The organism is Paenarthrobacter sp. 10L412 (assembly GCF_056395565.1).
In genome coordinates, this window is record NZ_JBFTJT010000015.1 from 71,945 (window position 1) to 90,642 (window position 18,698).

Annotated in this window: 18 protein-coding genes and 7 tRNA genes; 4 read left to right on the forward strand and 21 right to left on the reverse strand. The window is 60.9% G+C overall.

Going from position 1 to position 18,698, the window contains the following annotated elements; all coding sequences use genetic code 11:
• Nucleotides 1-130: 130 nt before the first annotated feature.
• The 7 genes from AC1DD7_RS19670 to AC1DD7_RS19700 form a co-directional block, all read right to left on the reverse strand.
• Nucleotides 131-1,474 (reverse strand): HRDC domain-containing protein, encoded by a 1,344-nt coding sequence (locus tag AC1DD7_RS19670; RefSeq protein WP_477516260.1) that lies wholly within the window; start codon nt 1,472-1,474, stop codon nt 131-133.
• A 59-nt stretch (nt 1,475-1,533) separates the two neighbouring features.
• The gene (locus AC1DD7_RS19675) at nt 1,534-2,193 is read right to left on the reverse strand and encodes a DUF3000 domain-containing protein (RefSeq protein ID WP_431119776.1); all 660 of its coding nucleotides are present in this window, start codon (nt 2,191-2,193) and stop codon (nt 1,534-1,536) included.
• A 69-nt stretch (nt 2,194-2,262) separates the two neighbouring features.
• Nucleotides 2,263-3,375 carry a threonine aldolase family protein gene (locus tag AC1DD7_RS19680; RefSeq protein WP_477516298.1) on the reverse strand — a complete coding sequence of 371 codons (1,113 nt, stop codon included), beginning with the start codon at nt 3,373-3,375 and terminating at the stop codon, nt 2,263-2,265.
• A 22-nt stretch (nt 3,376-3,397) separates the two neighbouring features.
• Nucleotides 3,398-4,126 (reverse strand): SDR family NAD(P)-dependent oxidoreductase, encoded by a 729-nt coding sequence (locus AC1DD7_RS19685; RefSeq protein ID WP_477516261.1) that lies wholly within the window; start codon nt 4,124-4,126, stop codon nt 3,398-3,400.
• Nucleotides 4,126-5,493 carry a DUF6421 family protein gene (locus AC1DD7_RS19690; RefSeq protein ID WP_477516262.1) on the reverse strand — a complete coding sequence of 456 codons (1,368 nt, stop codon included), beginning with the start codon at nt 5,491-5,493 and terminating at the stop codon, nt 4,126-4,128. The genes AC1DD7_RS19685 and AC1DD7_RS19690 overlap by 1 nt, the downstream gene beginning before the upstream one ends.
• 186 nt (nt 5,494-5,679) lie before the next feature.
• Nucleotides 5,680-6,174, reverse strand: coding sequence for a peptide-methionine (R)-S-oxide reductase MsrB (msrB, locus tag AC1DD7_RS19695; protein ID WP_477516263.1), 495 nt, complete (start codon nt 6,172-6,174; stop codon nt 5,680-5,682).
• 14 nt (nt 6,175-6,188) lie between these two features.
• Nucleotides 6,189-6,680 (reverse strand): hypothetical protein, encoded by a 492-nt coding sequence (locus AC1DD7_RS19700; protein WP_477516264.1) that lies wholly within the window; start codon nt 6,678-6,680, stop codon nt 6,189-6,191.
• A 138-nt stretch (nt 6,681-6,818) separates the two neighbouring features.
• Between AC1DD7_RS19700 and AC1DD7_RS19705 the strand changes: the two genes are divergently transcribed.
• Complete coding sequence (locus AC1DD7_RS19705) at nt 6,819-8,099, forward strand: alpha/beta hydrolase family protein (protein ID WP_477516265.1); 1,281 nt, start codon at nt 6,819-6,821, stop codon at nt 8,097-8,099.
• A gap of 40 nt (nt 8,100-8,139) precedes the next feature.
• On the opposite strand, the gene ybaK is transcribed toward AC1DD7_RS19705, so the two are convergent.
• Genes ybaK through AC1DD7_RS19720 form a run of 3 tightly spaced genes read right to left on the reverse strand, consistent with a single transcriptional unit; the run spans nt 8,140 to nt 10,142 of the window.
• Nucleotides 8,140-8,634 carry a Cys-tRNA(Pro) deacylase gene (ybaK, locus tag AC1DD7_RS19710; RefSeq protein ID WP_477516266.1) on the reverse strand — a complete coding sequence of 165 codons (495 nt, stop codon included), beginning with the start codon at nt 8,632-8,634 and terminating at the stop codon, nt 8,140-8,142.
• Between the two features lie 59 nt (nt 8,635-8,693).
• Complete coding sequence (locus tag AC1DD7_RS19715) at nt 8,694-9,161, reverse strand: SufE family protein (protein ID WP_477516267.1); 468 nt, start codon at nt 9,159-9,161, stop codon at nt 8,694-8,696.
• Nucleotides 9,162-9,215: 54 nt separating this feature from the next.
• Nucleotides 9,216-10,142 (reverse strand): sulfurtransferase, encoded by a 927-nt coding sequence (locus AC1DD7_RS19720; RefSeq protein ID WP_477516268.1) that lies wholly within the window; start codon nt 10,140-10,142, stop codon nt 9,216-9,218.
• Between the two features lie 211 nt (nt 10,143-10,353).
• Between AC1DD7_RS19720 and zapE the strand changes: the two genes are divergently transcribed.
• Nucleotides 10,354-11,394 (forward strand): cell division protein ZapE, encoded by a 1,041-nt coding sequence (gene zapE / locus AC1DD7_RS19725; protein WP_431119793.1) that lies wholly within the window; start codon nt 10,354-10,356, stop codon nt 11,392-11,394.
• 13 nt (nt 11,395-11,407) lie between these two features.
• Here the strand turns inward: zapE and AC1DD7_RS19730 are convergent, their stop codons facing one another.
• From AC1DD7_RS19730 to AC1DD7_RS19770, 9 genes are all read right to left on the reverse strand, one after another.
• Nucleotides 11,408-12,628 (reverse strand): benzoate/H(+) symporter BenE family transporter, encoded by a 1,221-nt coding sequence (locus tag AC1DD7_RS19730; RefSeq protein WP_477516269.1) that lies wholly within the window; start codon nt 12,626-12,628, stop codon nt 11,408-11,410.
• Nucleotides 12,629-12,744: 116 nt separating this feature from the next.
• The gene (locus AC1DD7_RS19735) at nt 12,745-12,978 is read right to left on the reverse strand and encodes an antitoxin (RefSeq protein WP_477516270.1); all 234 of its coding nucleotides are present in this window, start codon (nt 12,976-12,978) and stop codon (nt 12,745-12,747) included.
• Between the two features lie 83 nt (nt 12,979-13,061).
• Nucleotides 13,062-14,516 (reverse strand): amino acid permease, encoded by a 1,455-nt coding sequence (locus AC1DD7_RS19740; protein ID WP_477516271.1) that lies wholly within the window; start codon nt 14,514-14,516, stop codon nt 13,062-13,064.
• 177 nt (nt 14,517-14,693) lie between these two features.
• Nucleotides 14,694-14,769: transfer RNA gene (locus AC1DD7_RS19745), tRNA-Gly, on the reverse strand.
• A 57-nt stretch (nt 14,770-14,826) separates the two neighbouring features.
• Nucleotides 14,827-14,901 (reverse strand) — tRNA-Val (locus AC1DD7_RS19750).
• Between the two features lie 24 nt (nt 14,902-14,925).
• Nucleotides 14,926-14,998, reverse strand: a tRNA-Gly gene (locus AC1DD7_RS19755).
• Nucleotides 14,999-15,055: 57 nt separating this feature from the next.
• Nucleotides 15,056-15,130: transfer RNA gene (locus AC1DD7_RS19760), tRNA-Val, on the reverse strand.
• Nucleotides 15,131-15,168: 38 nt separating this feature from the next.
• Nucleotides 15,169-15,239: transfer RNA gene (locus tag AC1DD7_RS19765), tRNA-Cys, on the reverse strand.
• A gap of 45 nt (nt 15,240-15,284) precedes the next feature.
• Nucleotides 15,285-15,357, reverse strand: a tRNA-Gly gene (locus tag AC1DD7_RS19770).
• A gap of 272 nt (nt 15,358-15,629) precedes the next feature.
• Here AC1DD7_RS19770 and AC1DD7_RS19775 point away from each other — a divergent pair.
• Nucleotides 15,630-15,704: transfer RNA gene (locus AC1DD7_RS19775), tRNA-Val, on the forward strand.
• A gap of 213 nt (nt 15,705-15,917) precedes the next feature.
• Here the strand turns inward: AC1DD7_RS19775 and AC1DD7_RS19780 are convergent.
• Together AC1DD7_RS19780 and AC1DD7_RS19785 are read right to left on the reverse strand one after the other, a co-directional pair.
• The gene (locus AC1DD7_RS19780; protein ID WP_477516272.1) at nt 15,918-16,844 is read right to left on the reverse strand and encodes a hypothetical protein; all 927 of its coding nucleotides are present in this window, start codon (nt 16,842-16,844) and stop codon (nt 15,918-15,920) included.
• 153 nt (nt 16,845-16,997) lie between these two features.
• On the reverse strand, nt 16,998-17,414 hold the full coding sequence (locus AC1DD7_RS19785) for a hypothetical protein (protein WP_477516273.1): 417 nt from the start codon (nt 17,412-17,414) through the stop codon (nt 16,998-17,000).
• A gap of 202 nt (nt 17,415-17,616) precedes the next feature.
• Between AC1DD7_RS19785 and AC1DD7_RS19790 the strand changes: the two genes are divergently transcribed.
• Entirely contained in the window at nt 17,617-18,645 is a 1,029-nt protein-coding gene (locus AC1DD7_RS19790; RefSeq protein WP_477516299.1) for an ornithine cyclodeaminase, read from the forward strand.
• The last annotated feature ends 53 nt before the right edge of the window (nt 18,646-18,698 follow it).

Here is an 18,698-nt window from a genome sequence, read left to right on the forward strand (position 1 = left end):
TTGATGCAATGTTACTCGTGAGTAACTTAGGGTGCAAGGTGTTGTGGTCGTCAAGCGTGTTCCTGGGACGCAAAAGGCCCGCCACCTCGAACTGAAGTTCGGGTAACGGGCCTAGAGGCGGGGCAGTGATTCAGTCGGAGTCCTTGGATTGCTGTGTTTCCCTCGACTTGGACTCCTTGCCGGGGAGTGGCTTCGGGTTCAGGCATGCCTCGGTCAAGATGGGTGCGGCGAAGGATACTTGCCATTCCCGCGCACCCAGCGTGCGTAGCTCATCGGCTATCGATTCCAGCGAAACGTCCGACGGCGGCCGCCACGCAACGCGCCGGAGGTAGTCCGGGGTGAGCAGGTTCTCGATAGGAAGCTTGAGCTCGTCAGCCTTTTCCTGGAGCGCAGGGCGGGCTGTGGCAAGACGTGCCGCAGCTGCCGGATCCCTGTCCACCCATACGCGCGGCGGGGGCGGGGCGTTGGTGACCAGGTGCAGGGGAGGCAAGTCTGTGAGCGTGCGGGCTATCGTTATGCAGCGCAGCCATCTCGGGGCTTCGCGCTGGGCTGACCTGCCGTGGAAGCCCTTGGTGGCCAGAAGCTGGGGAACGGTGGTGGGAAGCGCCTTGGCTGCAGCGACAAGAGCGGAATCCGGGATGAGCCGCCCGGGAGCGACATCACGCTTGCGGGCAAGCTGATCACGCTCCTGCCACAGTTCCCGGACGGCGGCCAGCTGGCGGCGGTCACGGATCTGGTGCAGCCCTGATGTCTTCCGCCATGGATCTACCCGGGGCGGTGCAACACCCGCAGCAAGGATCCCCGCGAATTCCTGCTCGGCGAATCCGAGCTTGCCGTCGGCCTCCAGAAGTTCGATGAGCTCCTCGCGCAGTTCAGCCAGGACTTCGACGTCGAGTGCTGCGTAGCGCAGCCAAGGTTCCGGTAACGGCCGGGTGGACCAGTCTGCGGCGGAATGTTCTTTGGCGAGACCGAACCCCAGGAGCTGTTCGATGACGGCAGCGAGCCCCACACGAGGGAGTCCGGCGAGACGGGCCGCGAGTTCGGTATCAAAGAGTTTGTCCGGCCACATGCCCAGCTCCGAAAGGCATGGAAGGTCCTGGGTGGCAGCGTGCAGGATCCATTCGACACCCCGCAGAGCGTCATTGACGACGTCCAGGTTGTCAAAAGGTTCGGGGTCGATCAACCAGGTGCCGGCTCCTTCGCGCCGGATTTGTACCAGGAAGGCGCGCTGGCCGTAGCGGAATCCGGAAGCGCGTTCGGCATCGACGCCGGCGGGACCGGTTCCGGCCGCAATGGCCGCGGCACATCGCTCCAGGCCTGCCAGGGTATCGATGACCAGGGGCACACCTTCGCGCGGGGTATCGAGATCGATGACTTCAGGGACGTGGCTGTCGAAGCCTTCAACTTTGATGTGGGTCGTGGGATCAGCAACCGGATCGCCGGCTGTGGTTTTATCCAGGTTTTCAGGGGTCATGGTGGCTTAAGCTTACCGATTCCTGCTGCTGCAGGCCCTTGCGAACGAATTCAGGGCAATCAATTGAGCCTCCTGTTGGGTAGTCCAGTGACGCCTGGCGGAAGGGGCGGCAGTCCGGCGAACGTACAAACCATGTCAGACCAGGCCTCCAGGTGCGCTTGCACATTGGCCGTGGCAGGTGTCCAGGACGCGCGCAATTCGATATCTATCGTGTCGGGGCGATCGGACAGGGTGCCGAAGCTCTCCGAGAGAATCCTCGTTGCAGTCCCTCCGGCAGCGCGGTACTGGGCTGCATGGTTTTCAAGGGCTTCCACCAGCCAGGTCCAGGCGACGGAACCCAGCATGGTGTCGTTTCCCATTTCGGCATCCATCTGGGCACGGATGTAGGTGACAATCCTGAATTCGCCTTCCCATACGGCTGATCCATCGGGATCGTACAGCAGGATGAAACGGCCCGTGGCCAGCTCCTCGTCTTCTTCATCCGGAGGGCCGGCTTTCTGCTTTTCGGCGAAGGCTTTGGCTGCAGGGCCATGGACCGGTACTTGCCGGGTAGCTGCCGTGGGGCTGAAGACTTCCGCTCCAAGGGCCACAGCATATGGTGCCAGACGGGCGGGCGCGGGGATTTCGTCCAACCGCAATTCGCTGCGGCATTGTGCTTTTCGTAGCGTTCCCAAGGCGAAAAGAAATTCCGAGGGAACCTGGGCGAGGGCGTTCACCATCGCAGATTATGCGTCCGGGGCGGCGAATCCCTGTAGGCTCGCCGCCCCGGACAATTCCTTGTTCACTTGTTAGCTGGCCGCCAAATCGGTGGCCAGCTCCCGCTTAATGGCGGCGACAAAGGCGTCGATATCTTCCTCCGTGGTATCGAAGGAACACATCCACCTGACTTCACCGCGGGCAGCGTCCCAATCGTAAAAGGCGAAGGATGAGCGCAGGCGGTCGGCGACTCCGGCGGGCAGAATCGCGAATACGCCGTTCGACTGTGTGGCCTGGGTGGGCTCCACGCCGTCGATACCCTCGATGGCCGAGCGCAGGCGTGCCGCCATCGCGTTGGCGTGGGCAGCTGACCGCAGCCACAGGCCGTCCTCCAGCAAGGCGATGAACTGCGCCGAGATGAAGCGCATCTTCGAAGCCAGCTGCATGTTCATTTTGCGAAGGAATTTCAGGCCGTCGGCGGCTTCAGGGTTGAGGGCAACCACGACTTCACCAAAAAGCAGTCCATTCTTGGTTCCGCCGAACGACAGGATGTCCACACCGGCGTCGCGCGTGAACGTACGCAGGGGTACGCCAAGGTGTGCTGCCGCGTTTGCCAGCCGCGCTCCGTCCATGTGCAACTTCATGCCCTTGGCATGGGCGTGATCGGCGATGGCGCGCACTTCTTCAGGCGTGTAGCACGTGCCCAACTCCGTGGTCTGGGTGATGGAGACAACCAGGGGCTGAGCGCGGTGCTCATCCCCCCAGCCCCAGGCTTCACGGTCGATCAGCGCAGGCGTGAGCTTTCCGTCTTCGGTGGGTACCTGCAGGAGCTTGATTCCGCCAACCCGCTCGGGCGCACCATTCTCGTCCATGTTGATGTGCGCCGTGGAAGCACAAATAACGGCACCCCAGCGGGGGAGGAGCGATTGCAGGGACAGGACGTTGGCGCCTGTGCCATTGAAGACCGGGAAGGTCTCGATGCCGCTGCCGAACTGCTGTTCCAGGACCTCCTGGAGCCGGGCGGTGTAAACGTCCTCACCGTAGGAGACCTGGTGGCCTCCGTTGGCGGTAGCCAGAGCAGCGAGGACCTCAGGGTGGACTCCGGAATAATTGTCCGACGCAAAGCCTCGAACCGAGGGGTCGTGGAGTTGGCCGTGGCCGGTTGTGGCGGGGGCGCTATGGAGCGCCTCTGTTGTGCTCGTCACTTGTTCATTCACGCTTTCAAGTCTATTTGGCCAGCAGGATGCGCTGGCCGTTGAGGGTGTCCGCCGGTTCGCTAAAGAGTTCGACGACGGCAGCAGCCAGTTCTTCGACGTCCGTGTAGCCGGGGAAGCGCCGCTCCGGGTGCTCGCGCCGCATGGCGGCATCGACGAGGGATTTGACCACGAAAATCACAGCGGCACTGTGCTGAGGTGCGGGGGCTTGCTTGTTTCCTGACTGGTCTTGCCGGAAACCGTCGGCTACCGCGAGGGTCCAGGCTTCCGCCGCGGCCTTGGCAGCTGCGTAGCTGGCTGTCGCGGCGGTCGGCGCAGACGCGGTAGTGGATGAGACCATGGCAAAGCGGCCATGGGGTGACTCTTCCAACTGGCGATAGAAGACGCGCGAGACGTTGCGCAGGGTGGTAATCGCGCCCTCTTCAAGGGAGGCCCAGTCGTCGTCGGACTGGTCCTCGATGCCGGCCGCGCTGCGCCAGCCGCCCACAAGATGGACGACGCCGTCTACCCGCTCGCTGCCGAGCTGACGAATCGTCTCTGCAAGTTCGTGGACGGCTTCAAGGCTTGCGAGATCGCAAACCAGCGGAGTCACGCCATCTCCGGCCTCCAAGGCCGCGGTCTTGATGCGGACATCGTCTGAACCGATGGTGAAAACCCTGTGACCGGCGGCCGCCAAAGCGCGCGCTGTGGCGACGCCGGACGCGCTGCTGCCGCCGGTCACGAGGACTGTCAGTGGGCTCATCAGGCCGCCGTCGCGCCAGTGATGCCGGTGGTGGATTCGATAACAGGGCGCATTTTCTTCTCCAATGCTTCGTAGAACATGGACAACGGGAACTCATCGTCCAGGACTTGATCGGTAAGGCCGCGGGGGGCACCGTTCAAAGGCAGGGCTTCAGGGCCCTTGGCCCAGATCGACGCCGGGTGTGGAGTTACTGTACCGGAAATGAGTTCATAGGCAGCAAGCCAGTGGGCGGCCTTCGGGCGGTCAATGGAACGCCAGTACAGCTCTTCGATCCTGGCACCAAGCTCCACAACTACCTCTGCTGCTTCATCCCAGTCGATGCTGAGCTTGCTGTCCGTCCAGTGCAGCACGTGGTGTTGGTGCATCCATGCGAACAGGAGCTGACCACCAAGGCCGTCGTAATTGCGGACGCGGCTGCCTGTGATGGCGAACCGGAAGATCCGGTCAAAAATCACCGCGTACTGCACGAGCTTGGCGTGCTTGCGGGCATCAGGATCGGCGTTCTCGTCCTTTTCGATGCGCACGGACTCGCGGAAGGCCGTCAGATCGCATCGGAGCTCTTCCAGGGAATAGAGGAAGAAGGGCATGCGCTGCTTGATCATGAACGGATCAAAGGGAAGGTCGCCACGCATGTGTGTGCGGTCGTGGATCAAATCCCACATGACGAAGGTGCGCTGGGTGAGTTCCTGGTCTTCAAGGAGCTCCGCGGCGTCCGCAGGGAGCTCAAGTGACGTGGTGGCAGCCGCAGCTTTGAGTACGCGGCGGAAGCGGGCCGCTTCGCGGTCTGCAAAGATGGCGCCCCACGTGAACGTCGGCGTCTGGCGGACAGCCACTGTCTCCGGGAAGAGGACTGCCGAGTTGGTGTCGTAGCCCGGTGTGAAATCAACAAAACGGATCGGAACAAACAGCTTGTTGGAGTACTCGCCGGCTTCCAATCCGCCAATGAACTCCGGCCAAATGACCTCGATCAAGACAGCTTCGACCAGCCGGTTGGTGCTGCCGTTCTGGGTGTACATCGGGAAGACCACCAGATGCTGGAGTCCATCCACCCGCTGTTCCTGCGGCTGGAAGGCCTGGAGGGAGTCCAGGAAATCCGGAACTTCAAAGCCGCCCTGGACCCAGCGGCTGAAGTCTTCCACCAAGAGTTCAAGGTATCGGGCGTCATGCGGGAAGTGGGGGGCCAGCGTGTTGATGGCGTCCGAAATCGTTGCTACCAGTTGCGCGGCTTCATCGTGGGCGGCGGGATCCGTAATGGAACCGTCCTGCTCCTGGTAGGCCTGGAGTGCGGTGGCAGCGGCCTTGAGCGCAGTCCACTCCGGGTTGTCTGCAGTGACACGCAGGAGGGCGGCGGTGGCGGTGATGGTCATTGATGCTCGTCCTTTCAGAAGTCGTTCATGCTTCTGATGTGAGCGTAGCAACCGAAAAGTTTAGCTAATCCAAAAAAGGGTTGAGCATAAGAAACTCTGGTGCAAAGGGTTGTTTGGAAGTGTCCGAGATGCAGCAGCTGCGCTTTCCGGGACGGGCACCGCATGCGCGCCCGCCCCGGAAAGGGCCTACTTCCTCTCGGATTCAGCGGGCTCCTGGAACTCGGCTGGTTCCTTGGACCCAACTGGCTCCTTCGATTCCACAAGCCGCAGCGAGATCGAGTTAATGCAGAACCGCTGGTCCGTGGGAGTGCCGTAGCCCTCGCCTTCAAACACGTGACCCAAATGCGAGTCGCAGTTCGCACACCGGACTTCCACCCGGTCCATCCCCATCGTGCGGTCATGGAGATAACGCACAGTGCCCTCAGCCAACGGAGCCCAGAAGGACGGCCAACCGCAATGGGAATCAAACTTTTCGTGGCTGGTGAACAACTGGCTGCCACAAGCGCGGCACTGATAAACGCCTTCCGTATGAGTGTCCCAGTACTCGCCGGTGTAAGGCCGCTCAGTACCGGCCTGGCGCAGCACGCGGTACTCATCCGGAGTCAACTCTTCACGCCACTGGGCATCGGACTTCTCCATGGGCACGCCCGTGGTCTTGCTGATGTTCTCAGGAGTGTTCATGTCTTATGCAACGCTCACGAGTCGCCGATAAATCCCGAACCCGCGTACAAGTGAAGAACGGGAAGCCCCAACTGGTCCTGCGCCTTATTGGCCCAATCCGTGTGAAAAGTATCCGCGATTGCGTGCGGACGCGTTACCACCACAGCTTGCGCGGCATCCAAGGCCCGGACCTTCGCTACCAAGCCGGCCACGGCACCGCCGTCGACGATCTCGCCTGTGACACCGCCGCCCAAACCTTCCAGCGCTGCCAACGAAGTGGCCAGGGTTTCCGACGCCTCCGCCCTCTCAACATCCGGGTTGGGGGACTGGCCACCAAGTTCCCTGAACGCTTTGGCAATATCGAGCATGGAAAGGTTCTCCAGGAAATCAACCAGGAGATGTCGCTCGGTATTGGCCGGGACCAGGACAACCAAGGGTGCGTCGCCGCCGTCGACCAATTTGGCGATGTTGACGCGGTCGTCGGGACCAAGGGGCTCTTCTGTCAGGATGACGATGGGATCGCTCATGGCTACAGCGTAGTCCCGCCGAACAAGACGACGCAGATTTTCGGCAGTCAATTCCTGCCAGGGCTCTTCCCGGCAACCAATCCGCCGCGCGGCCTCCACGTGCATGGACCACGGCCACTGAACGGCGACAATGGAGCCATGGCATTGAATACCCGGTCAGCGAGCGACGCTGCAGAGAAGAAAATGTCCCTGCGCACAAAATGGGCCATCGCCGGAATCCTCACCGGAGGGACACTCGCAGGACTCGTCGGTGCCGGATCTTCCGCGCTCGCAGTGTATTTTGCCCGCCGCGTCATTACACCCGCTGCCCGTCATGAGGACCAGGAGGTCCTCGCCGTCATCCGCAGCGACAAGGGACTGCAGGTCATCCTTGCGGCAACCCCTGACACCACCATCGATGGCGTGTTCAGCCTCTTCTTCGAGGGCGGTAAAGGCCATGCCAGGATTGGCAGGATCGTGTCCTACTCACCAGCTGAACAAACGGTGCTGCGCGAGGTCGAAGAGGTTTACAGCGGCAACCTGGCTGAAGCCCGCCGGGGATGGTGGAGCGGCGCAACGTACCCGGATCCCGCGGCCATCGGGCTAGCCGCCGAGGATGTAGAGATTGACCTCGACGTCGGAAAGGCTCCAGCATGGCTGGTCCGGGCCGATCCAGCTACCCACGCACCCATCTGGGCGATCATGGTGCACGGACGCGGTGCCACCAGGCTTGAAGGCCTCAGGGCTGTTCGGACCGCGCGGGAGCTGGGACTGGACAGCCTGCTGATTTCGTACCGCAATGACGGGCTTGCGCCCTCTGCACTTGATGGGCGGTACGGACTGGGCTCCACGGAGTGGCGGGACGTGGAAGCCGCGATCGAATACGCGACGGCACATGGTGCCCTGGAAGTGGTCCTGTTCGGCTGGTCCATGGGTGGCGCGATCAGCCTTCAAACAGCAGATCTGTCCAAGCACAGGCACCTGATCCGTGCTTTGGTGCTGGACGCGCCAGTGATCAATTGGGTCAACGTGATGGCCCACCATGCAGAGATGAACAGGATCCCCTACAACGTAGGCCGATACGGACAGTTGATGCTCGGACATCCACTGGGCCGCAGGCTCACAGGACTTTCCGCTCCCGTGGATTTCAAAGCGATGGACTGGGAAGCACGAGCCGTTGAGTTACGAACCCCAACCCTGCTGATCCACAGCGTCGACGACGACTACGTCCCCTTTGAGCCTTCTGCGAGCCTTGCCGAGAAGAACCCGGACATGGTGACGTTCGAACCGTTCCACGGTGCGCGGCACACGAAGGAGTGGAACGTTGACCCGGAGAAATGGGAACGGCTGGTTCGCTCATGGCTGCAGCGTCAGTTGGCTCCCCGGAACAATCCCGGACAATCAGAGGGTGCTGGGCAATCAGAGGGTGCTGGTCAATAGAGGTAACGCGCAGGCTGGGTGACGTCACCCCAGGGTGACGCTAGCCCTTGGTGCCGATTGGCGCCGTCACTGCCTTGGTCAGCCGGACCAGGTCCCCTGGGGCAATTTCAATGTCGAGCCCGCGGCGGCCACCGGACACTAGTATGGTGTCAAAGGACAAAGCCGACTCGTCCAGCACGGTGGGGGAGGGTTGGCGCTGGCCCAAGGGGGAGATCCCGCCCAAGACGTAGCCGGTCCGGCGCTCGGCCGCCTTGGGGTCGGCCATGGCTGCCTTCTTCGAACCGAAGGCTGCCGCGACGGACTTGAGGTCCAGGTTTCCTGAAACGGGGACGATGCCCACGGCGAGTTTGCCTTCGACTTCCACCATTAATGTCTTGAAAACCCGCTGCGGATCGACGCCCAGGACTTCGGCAGCTTCCAACCCATAACTTGCGGCCGAGGGATCATGGGAATACGGGTGCAGCACGAAGGGAACGCCGGCCGCAGCGAGTGCTGCAGTGGCCGGCGTTCCCTGTGATGCCATCTTCTTGGCCATGTGCCGGGACGCCTCTCAGCTTTGCCGTACAGAAAGTGGCTTTTCCTTGCAGAAACGGCTTAGTGTTCCAAGCGGCTTGCGGCCGCCACTTTCCGCTTGATACGGCCCAGCATGGCGGTCATGCCGCGCATGCGCAGGGGAGTGATGGCCCTGGTCAATCCCAGTAACTCCGGCATGTCATCCGGAACGTCCAGAATTTCCTGGGCCGTCAATCCATCGAGTCCTTCGTGCAGTACCCCGGCGAATCCACGCGTGGTGGGAGCCTCCGGAGGAGCTTTGAAGAACAACCGGTAAGCGCGGGGGCCTTCGGCGTCGTCCTTGTTTTTCTCCGATTCGATGGTGAGGAACAAAGGCGATTGGCACTCCACAACCTGCTCCAGCAACTCCGGGTGGTCCTTGAGGCGCTCCGGAAGTTCCGGCAGCCCACGGGAGAACTCGAGCAGCAGTTGCAGGCGGTCAGGCTCCGTCAGTGCCTGGAAGTCATCGACGATCTCCGCCAGTGCGGCGGGCAAAGTGTTGGTACTCATCACTTCCAGCTTACGCACAACGGCCCTGATTGCATTGCTAGTTACGTTGTATCGCTAGTTACGGACCAAGGCTGCCGGCACGGAACCGCGCTCGGCGCCCTTGACGATGGGTACGCGGACCGCGTTGCCCCATTCGGTCCAGGAACCGTCGTAATTGCGGACGGTCTCAAAGCCCAGCAGGTACTTCAGCGCGAACCACGTGTGGCTGGATCGCTCGCCAATGCGGCAGTAGGCCACGACGTCGTCGCCCGCCGTCAGGCCGGCTTCGCCCAGGTAGAGGGCTTCCAGTTCCTCACGGGAACGGTAGGTGCCATCCTCAGCAGCAGCGCGGGCCCACGGAATCGAAGCGGCCGTGGGGATGTGACCGCCACGCAGTGCGCCTTCTTCCGGGTAGGCGGGCATGTGGGTGCGCTGGCCCGTGTACTCCTCGGGGGAGCGGACATCGATCAGGGGGTTGCCCAGGTGAGCAAGGACGTCCTCCTTGAAGGCCCGGATGGGGGCGTCGTTGCGCTCTACTTCGGGGTAGGTGCCCGGGGCCGGCGTCGGTACGTCGGTGGTCAATTCGCGGCCTTCAGCGATCCACTTGTCGCGGCCACCGTCCAGCAGGCGGACATCTTCGTGTCCGAACAGGGTGAACACCCAGAGGGCGTAGGCAGCCCACCAGTTGGACTTGTCGCCGTAGATCACGACGGTGGTGTCGCGGGAGATACCCTTGGACGCTGCAAGGGCGGCGAATGCGGCGCCGTCCACGTAGTCGCGGGTCACTTCATCGTTCAGGTCCGTGTGCCAGTCGATCTTTACGGCACCCGGAATGTGGCCGGTTTCGTACAGGAGGACGTCCTCATCGGACTCCACAACCACCAGCTTGCCGTCGGCGATAGCGCCTTCGGCAAGTGCTGCGGCAAGCCACTGCGTGGATACGAGTCGTTCAGGGTTCGCGTAGGACGCGAACTTTTCGTTTTGTTCAACGGGGTAGGACATGATGATGGCCTTTCACTGACAACGGGCGGAGCCAGGCCCTGGAAGCTGCATCAGTTGCCGGCCCGGCGTGCTCCAACACTAACCACGGGCCGCGAGGAATGCTTCCCCGCTGGTCATATGGTGAAACATGGCCTTGGTCACGTCGCCGTTTTCGGGACGCCGGATGCCGGTATTCTTGCTGGGGACCCAAATACTCTAAGAACGGACCACCGTGGTACAGATCGAACAACTGGCTGCCCGCACACCGGCAGTCTCCGTGGAGGAACTCCTCAAGGGTTTCTACCCGTCTCCGCGATTCGGAGAGGTATCGTTCGATAGCTACCGCCCGGACCCTGCCCAGCCCAGCCAGGCCAATGCGGTCAAGCTGCTGTCGGCTTTCGCTGACGGTGTTGGAGCCGATGACGGCGGTGGCCTGTTCAAGAAGTTGTTCGCCAAGAAGGCTCCTGCCACCCGGGCCGGCATTTACCTTGACGGTGGCTTCGGCGTCGGAAAGACCCACCTTCTGGCCTCCCTTTGGCACCGGTCTCCGGGTCCCAAGGCCTTTGGTACGTTCGTTGAATACACCAACCTCGTAGGCGCGCTCTCGTTCCGCAAAACCGTGGAAGCCCTCAGCAACTACAAGCTTGTCTGCATTGACGAATTCGAACTCGACGATCCCGGCGATACCGTGTTGATGTCCCGCCTGATGCGTGAACTGGCCGACGCCGGCGTAAAGCTGGCCGCAACTTCGAACACCCTGCCGGGTTCCTTGGGCGAAGGACGCTTCGCAGCCGTGGACTTCCAACGGGAAATCCAGGTCCTTGCCGACCAGTTTGATGTGGTCAGGATTGACGGCGAAGACTTCCGCCACCGTGGCCTGCCCGCTGCTCCGTCACCGTTGAAGACTGAAGATCTCAAGCACCGCATGCACGCCGAGTTCGACGGACAAACAGTTGCCGTGGATGACTTCGGCACTCTCGTGCACCACCTCGCCGGCGTTCACCCCAGCCGCTACCGCCAGTTGATCTCAGGCATCGAAGCCGTGGTGTGGCGCGACGTCGAGACGATTACCGAGCAGGCAGTAGCGCTGCGCTTCGTGGTCCTCGCTGACCGGCTCTACGACAAAGATGTCCCGATTCTTGCCAGCGGGGTCCCGTTCGACAAACTCTTCACTGAAGAGATGATGACGGGCGGCTACATGAAGAAGTACTTCCGTGCCGTGTCCAGGCTTACGGCTCTTGCCCGTGAGGGACAGAACCACGAACCTGCCTGAATCGGGTCCGACGCTATCTGTGTGAAGGCGTCAGCGGTTCCCGGTCTTTCAGTAACCAGCGGACCAGGATGCCTCCCGCCAAAGCCCAGAAGGCGGCACCCACTCCTGCGAAGCTGATCCCTGAGGCGGCAAGCAGGAAAGTGATGCACGCCGGTACGCGCTCTTCGGCGACTGCCAATGCGGAGGAGATGGCTGAGGCCAAGGTGCCTAGCAAGGCCAGACCTGCCACCGCTTCAAGCAAACCCGCCGGTGCAGCAGCAACGACCGTGACAAGGGCCGCGGAGAACGCTGCCAGTATCAGGTAAGCCAAGCCAGCCACGAATGCCGCGATCCAGCGCCTGCCGTGGTCTTTCCCGGCTTCCTCGCCCGCGGCCAACGCCGCACTCAAAGCAGCAAGGTTGATGGCGTGGCCTCCGAACGGAGCGCCCGCGATGGTTCCGGCTCCCGTGACCACCATCGATGCCCGCCAGGGCGTTGTGTAGCCAAAGGATTTGAGCACGGCGACGCCGGGAATGTTCTGCGATGCCATCGTGACAATGAACAGGGGCAGGGCAAGCCCCACCGCTGCCTCCACAGTAAATGTTGGAGTAGTCCATTCGAGCCGGGGCAACAGGTCGTCTCCGGGAATCTGAACGCCGTTAGCCACGATATGGATGCCGATGACGGCGAGGGCGACCACGAGTGACGCCGGGACCGCCCAGCGGGCCGCGAACTTCATCATCACCAACCAGCAAAGGGCCACCGGGCCAACCAGCAAGGGCAGTTCTCCCAAGGATTGGAAAGGTGCCAGGCACAGGGGGAGCAGCACGCCCGCCAGCATCGCCTGCGCAAGCGTTGTGGGTATCTTCGCCATGAGCCTGCCAAGGCTGGGCAGTAACCCCGTCAGGACGATCAGCACCCCGACGACGACGAACGCACCCACCGCTGCCGGCCACCCGCCGTCGACCATTCCTGCCGAGGCGAGGAGCGCCGCACCCGGGGTGGACCAGGCCAGGGTGACGGGCATTTTCGACCTCCACGCCAGCCACAAGATGCCCAGTCCGAACGTCAGTGTGAGGGCAAGGAGGCCGCTGGAGGCTTGCGCCTGGTTGGCTCCCACAGCCCGCAGTCCGGCAAGGACCACAGCGAAGGAGGACGTGAAACCGACGAGGGCGGTGACGATGCCAGCCGTAATAGGCGGCCCCAACGTGTCCTGGCGAGAGGGGCGCTGGACTGCGGAAGAGGCTGATGGCATAAGGACCAAAATACCGGACGGGAAGCCAGTCGCCGGTTAAACGCCAAGGGCACCGGTGGCGCCTCTCGGCGGGACCGGTGCCCCCTTGACGTATCTGGTACGGCGGGCTCAGGCAGCTACAGCTGCTTAGGCTCATCCGCGACGGGAGCCTGTGCGGCGTCCGCGTCTGTTGTAGCCACGAAGTCGGAAGCGGCATTCTGAACCGCGTCAACCTGACCTGCGAACTTGCCGCCTGTCTTCTGGTCGACGAAGTCTCCGGCCTTTTCGATGCCATTCTGAATGGCTTCTTCGTTGCCCTGAATGAGACCCTGAGCCTTACCCTTCAGGTCGTCAATTAAACCCACGGGCACCTCCCTTCCTTCGCGGAGCCAGTTCGCTCCTCCGCGTCCGACCCTAACACCAGATTCAGGGTGTGCCAAGGATTGCAGATGCGCTACGCCAAGGGCTTACTGAGCTCAAGGTGACGCGGGCTGTTCGGATTCATGAGCGAGTGCTTACGGCCGTAGGAGAAGTAGATGATCAAGCCAACAATGAGCCAGACGACAAATCGCAGCCAGGTTTCCCAATGCAGCTGGGACATCAGGAACCCGGAAGCCAGCACGCCGAAGGCGGGAACTACGGGCATCCACGGCAAACGGAAGGTGCGGGGAGCGTCAGGCCTCTTGTAGCGGAAGACAATGACGGAAATGCAGACCACAACGAATGCTGCCAGGATGCCGATGTTGGTGAGGTCGGCCACTTCCTTGATCGGGAAAACGCCGGCCAGGAACGCTGAGGCGATGCCCGCGATCCACGTCACCCGTTGCGGTGTGCCGTGACGGTCGGTACGGGCGAACCAGCCCGGCAGCAGGCCGTCGCGGCTCATGGAGAACCACACGCGGGTAACGCCCAGAAGGAATGTGAGCATGACCGTCAGGATGGACAGGACAGCGAAAACCGAAATGATGGTGGCGATGACAGGCAGACCCACCCCGGTGAACGCCGATGCGAAGCCAGCCTTGGGATCGATATCCTTGTAGTTCTGCATGCCGGTCAGGACGAGCGTAGCTGCCACGTACAGCAGCATGGCAATAATCAGGGACAGGACGATCGCCTTGGGCATGTGCTTCTTGCCGTCCTTGGCTTCTTCCGCGGCTGTACTCATGGCGTCGTAACCAAAGACAGCGAAGAACACCGTGGCTGCACCGGAGAAGACCGGGCCGAAGCCGCTGGGCATGAACGGATTGAAGTTCTCGGTGTTGACGTAGAAAATGCCCAACCCGATGATGAACAGGATCAGCACCACCTTGATGGCGACAGCCACCAACTCGAAGCGGCCGAAAGCTTTGGTTCCCCTGCTCAGGATCCAGGTCACCAGGAGGCACACCAGGATTGCCGGAAGGTTGATGATGCCGCCCTTTCCTTCATCCGCTGTGGACGTCATCCAGGTGGGCATGTGGATTCCGATGCCGGACAAGAAAGCATCGAAGTAGCCGGAGATGCCGATTGCCACAACGGCAACAATGGCGATGTATTCAAGCAGGAGATCCCAGCCGATAAACCAGCCGATGATCTCGCCCAAAGCCACATAGCCATAGGTGTAGGCGGAGCCGGCCCTGGGGATCATGCCGGCAAATTCGGCATAGGACAGAGCAGCGGCGCCGGAAGCAAGTCCGGCAATAAGGAACGAGACGAGCACTGCAGGGCCTACGCCCGGATTGTTTGCGTCGCCATGGGCTACAAGGCCAGCCAGCGAGAAAATGCCGACGCCGATAATGCCGCCGACGCCGATGGCCGTCAGTTGCCAGAGGCCAAGACTCTTGAAGAGTCCACTGTGCTTGCTTTCTTCCTCTATGTCGTCGATGGGCTTGCGCCTCATGACGGATTGGGAAGCCGTCTGTTGATTCATGGGGTACTCCTGCCAGTTGGCGTGGAACGGTGATGAGCTCGCATTACATTGTGCGAGACGAATCACATTAGATAAAGCGACTTTTTCTTAGGTGTATCAGTTACTTCAAATAATGAATGGCATTTGACTCCGCGTGTGGGCATAAAAAAAGCAGCTCCGAGGAGCTGCCTTTTTCATTGGAGCGGACGACGAGATTCGAACTCGCGACATCCACCTTGGCAAGGTGGTGCTCTACCAGCTGAGCTACGTCCGCACATGTTGTCTGCCCGGCGGATGCCTGGCCTTCAACAACAAACAAGTTGCCTTGTTCTGGTGGGCGATACTGGGATCGAACCAGTGACCTCTTCCGTGTCAGGGAAGCGCGCTACCGCTGCGCCAATCGCCCGTTTCCGGGTCCTTATGAAAGGAGAGCGGACGACGAGATTCGAACTCGCGACATCCACCTTGGCAAGGTGGTGCTCTACCAGCTGAGCTACGTCCGCACATGTTGTCTGCCCGGCGAATGCCTGGCCTTCAACAACAAACAAGTTGCCTTGTTCTGGTGGGCGATACTGGGATCGAACCAGTGACCTCTTCCGTGTCAGGGAAGCGCGCTACCGCTGCGCCAATCGCCCATGCATCCAGCCGTGACTGGAAGACATGGTTTTCACCGAGGTGGGTACGGGATTCGAACCCGTGTATACGGCTTTGCAGGCCGCTGCCTCGCCTCTCGGCCAACCCACCGTGTAAGCAGATTCCGAGGAATTCTTGCCTTGACAGTGCCTTGCGAGCGGACGACGAGATTCGAACTCGCGACATCCACCTTGGCAAGGTGGTGCTCTACCAGCTGAGCTACGTCCGCAGTGCCGTTGCGCCGGCCTGCCCAGTAGGCATTCCGTCGCTTTCCGACGAGTAAAAACTCTATAGGAGGTTGCTTGAAACTCCAAATCGGTTGGTTGCCTTGGCTTCTTAAGGGGCTCGGATCCTTGAATTTACGCGGCTCTTCGGGAGTTTCACGGCTGTAATTCCAGGCTTGTCATTCAGTTGTGGAAAGGTGGGCTGAGCGCGTTTTGCAATCCAGCCACGGTGGGCTAGTCTTCTGTATGCATCAGCGAGTTGATGCAGGTTGCACCCGGGCGATTGGCGCAGTGGTAGCGCGCTTCGTTCACACCGAAGAGGTCACTGGTTCGAACCCAGTATCGCCCACCAAAAGAAACCCCCGGATTTTCCGGGGGTTTCTTCGTTTTGCGCCCAGAGCGTCGCATTGATCGCTATCGCACGTGGATCATGAACCCGGGGTGGGCGAGAAGCTCCGTATGTGACTGCGCTCACTGCTACATTGTTTCCGATGGGGGTGCAAAGGGTGCTTCCTGCACGCCGAGGAGTTCCCGTATGAGCCTTCAGATTCCGCGCCCTGGCGACCTACCCACAGCGACGGCAGACGAGGACCCGAAGAAAAACCGCAAAGCCCGTACTTCCATTGGCATCGGCCTCATCGCTGTCGCCGTGATCAGCGCGGCGGGAATGATTTGGTTGTATTCGTTGTATGGGGCTGGGCTGGCAACCCTCACCGAGAGCGATAGGTCTGAACAAGCAGTCTTCGTAACCCTCAACATCTTCTACTTCATGGCGCTGGCTGCGGTTGGTATTTGGAACATCGCTGCCAGGCGCAGCACAGACAAGCTGCCGCTCATTGCTGCGCTTGTCTTGTCGTGCCTCGCGCTGACGTTCACTGTTATCAACATCCTTGACTTCGCGGCGACCAGCGGCAGGATTCCAAGTCTGTTTATGTTGTTCCTGAATGTGGGAATCTGCGTTCAGACAATCAGGCTCTTGTTCGTAAAGCCGCAGCTGGACAGGTCCTCCGTTCGCCCATAATGCCGCATCAAGTAAGCAATTAGACAGCGCGCCGCGGAGGACGGCACGCATTTGGGTGTCGGGACTGTCCAAGTGCGTGTGCATCTCGAACTCATTCAGGAAGTCCCTGCATTTTCCTTTGGCTGCTTCCAGCGTCTCCGGGGTTCCCTTGCCCGAGCTCCAGTACGCATCCACAGAGACCAGTACGTCCGAGAGCTCCTTCGGCACAGATAATTCCTTGATGTAGTGCAGCAGCACCAGCATCAGACCCTTCCACGGATCTGTTCCTTGTGCGGTCACCAGCTGCTCAGCCGCCGCCTGGAGCTCCAGCGAAGTCATTGGGCCGCTGAGATCAGGCATGCTGGAGTCGCGTTGGGTGCCCAGAATCTTGCTCAGTTCAGTCTTGACGATCTCGGCGGCAGCGGGATCACCGTCGTAGTAGTCCTCCCAGAAGCCGGGCACCTGCCAGCTGGCCGGTGCGAACTCCAGCACGCCGCCCTCGCCGATGCGGGCTTGCCAGTTCTACGCGACCGTCAGGGTGCGCCGTCAATGAGAGTACGTGATACTCCTCGTCGAGGGTCAGCCAGGGACTGGATTCCAGTGTTCCCCGCCTGTCATGGGTGAGGAGCTGCATGCACATGACCTTCATCGTCGTTCGCCCAATGGCGCAGAGAGCCAAGCCGCCAGCCGCTCCTGATCATCTGCGGGTACAGGCCAAATCGCCTGGTCGATCCAGAGGACGGTTCCCATCCCGCAGACCCGAGGGCCTTCGTACATTCGCAGCTCGTCGCCGGGTCGTACATCAGACCATCCGGGCACGTGCTCGAGAAAGAGCGGCACTATCACCGCGAGTGTCGACTCCCCGGGGCGGATATTCTCCCGGGAGAAACCCAACACCGGGGCTGCGGTCTGCTCCCCGGAAGGCCAGCCGGGGAGGCCCCAGTTAGGCCGATAGGTGAACCTGTTCTCGACAGCATTGCCACCCAAGAGGGGGCTTTGCCGACCGCCGTCCCGCAAGAGCAGTAAGTCGATGCCAAGCGCCCAGGTGGTTATCGGGTTCATGGGCACAGCCTATCGAGCGTTCGCTCGCGCTCGTGCTAAGTGGAGCGGGAAGCCGGAATAGGAATGTCACTCGGGTACACCTGTCGACCTTGAACGAAATGTAACAAACTTCGCAAAACTAGTGACTTTGGATGGTTTGTAACGCATTATGGAAGCAGCCGATCCCGAGGACGTGAACGGCACGAACCAGAAGGGAGCGCAGATGACGCGCTTTGTTGATGTACACAACATGATCAGCTGGGTCAGATCCCAGGGGCCGGAGACGATCATCAAAGATCTGATCCAGTACATAGAGGATGACTTCCGCCGCTGGGCGCGGTTCGATAAGACGCCCCGGGTAGCCAGTCATACCCCGTATGGCGTTATAGAACTCATGCCCACCAGCGATCATGAGACCTACGGATTCAAATATGTGAACGGGCACCCTTCCAATCCTGCACGCGGCTACCAAACCGTCACGGCATTCGGCGTTCTCGCAGATGTCCACAACGGCTATCCAACGTTCCTTGCAGAAATGACGATCCTTACCGCGCTGCGCACCGCCGCCACGTCCGCCATGGTTGCGAAGGCCCTGGCCCGGCCCGGTTCCAGGGTCATGGCCATGATTGGAACCGGAAGCCAGGCAGAATTCCAGGCACTGGCTATGAGAACAGCATTGGGCGTTGCGAAGCTGCGGGTTTGGGATACCGATTCCGCCGCAGTGAAGAAGTTCATCCGGAACATGGTTCCGCTTGGATTCGAAATAGATGTTGCTGCATCTGCTCTGGAAGCGGTTCAGGGCGCCGACGTCATCACGACCTGCACTGCGGACAAAGCCCAGGCCACGATCCTCAGCGTTCAGCACGTTGCTCCTGGCGTCCATCTCAATGCGATTGGCGGAGATTGCCCCGGAAAGACGGAACTGGATCCGTTGATCCTGGAGATGGGTGACGTCTTTGTCGAGTACGAGGGACAGACGCGGATCGAAGGTGAAATCCAGCAGATGCCGGCCGACTTCGCCGTTACCGAATTCTGGAAGGTCCTCCTCGGCGCCGCACCTGGGCGTACATCAGAAGATCAAGTCACCATCTTCGACTCCGTCGGATTTGCCGTGGAAGACTTCTCGGCCCTGCGTTATGTACGGGACTCCGTGGATGGTTCCGAGTTCTTTGAAGATATCGATCTCGTTGCCAATCCCGACGACCCCAAAGACCTGTTCGGTCTTGTTGGTGCTTTATCGCCCGTTGGTTAGGTGACTGACTCGATCGTTGTCTCCATCCAGCAAATGTATCCAGATATGACTCC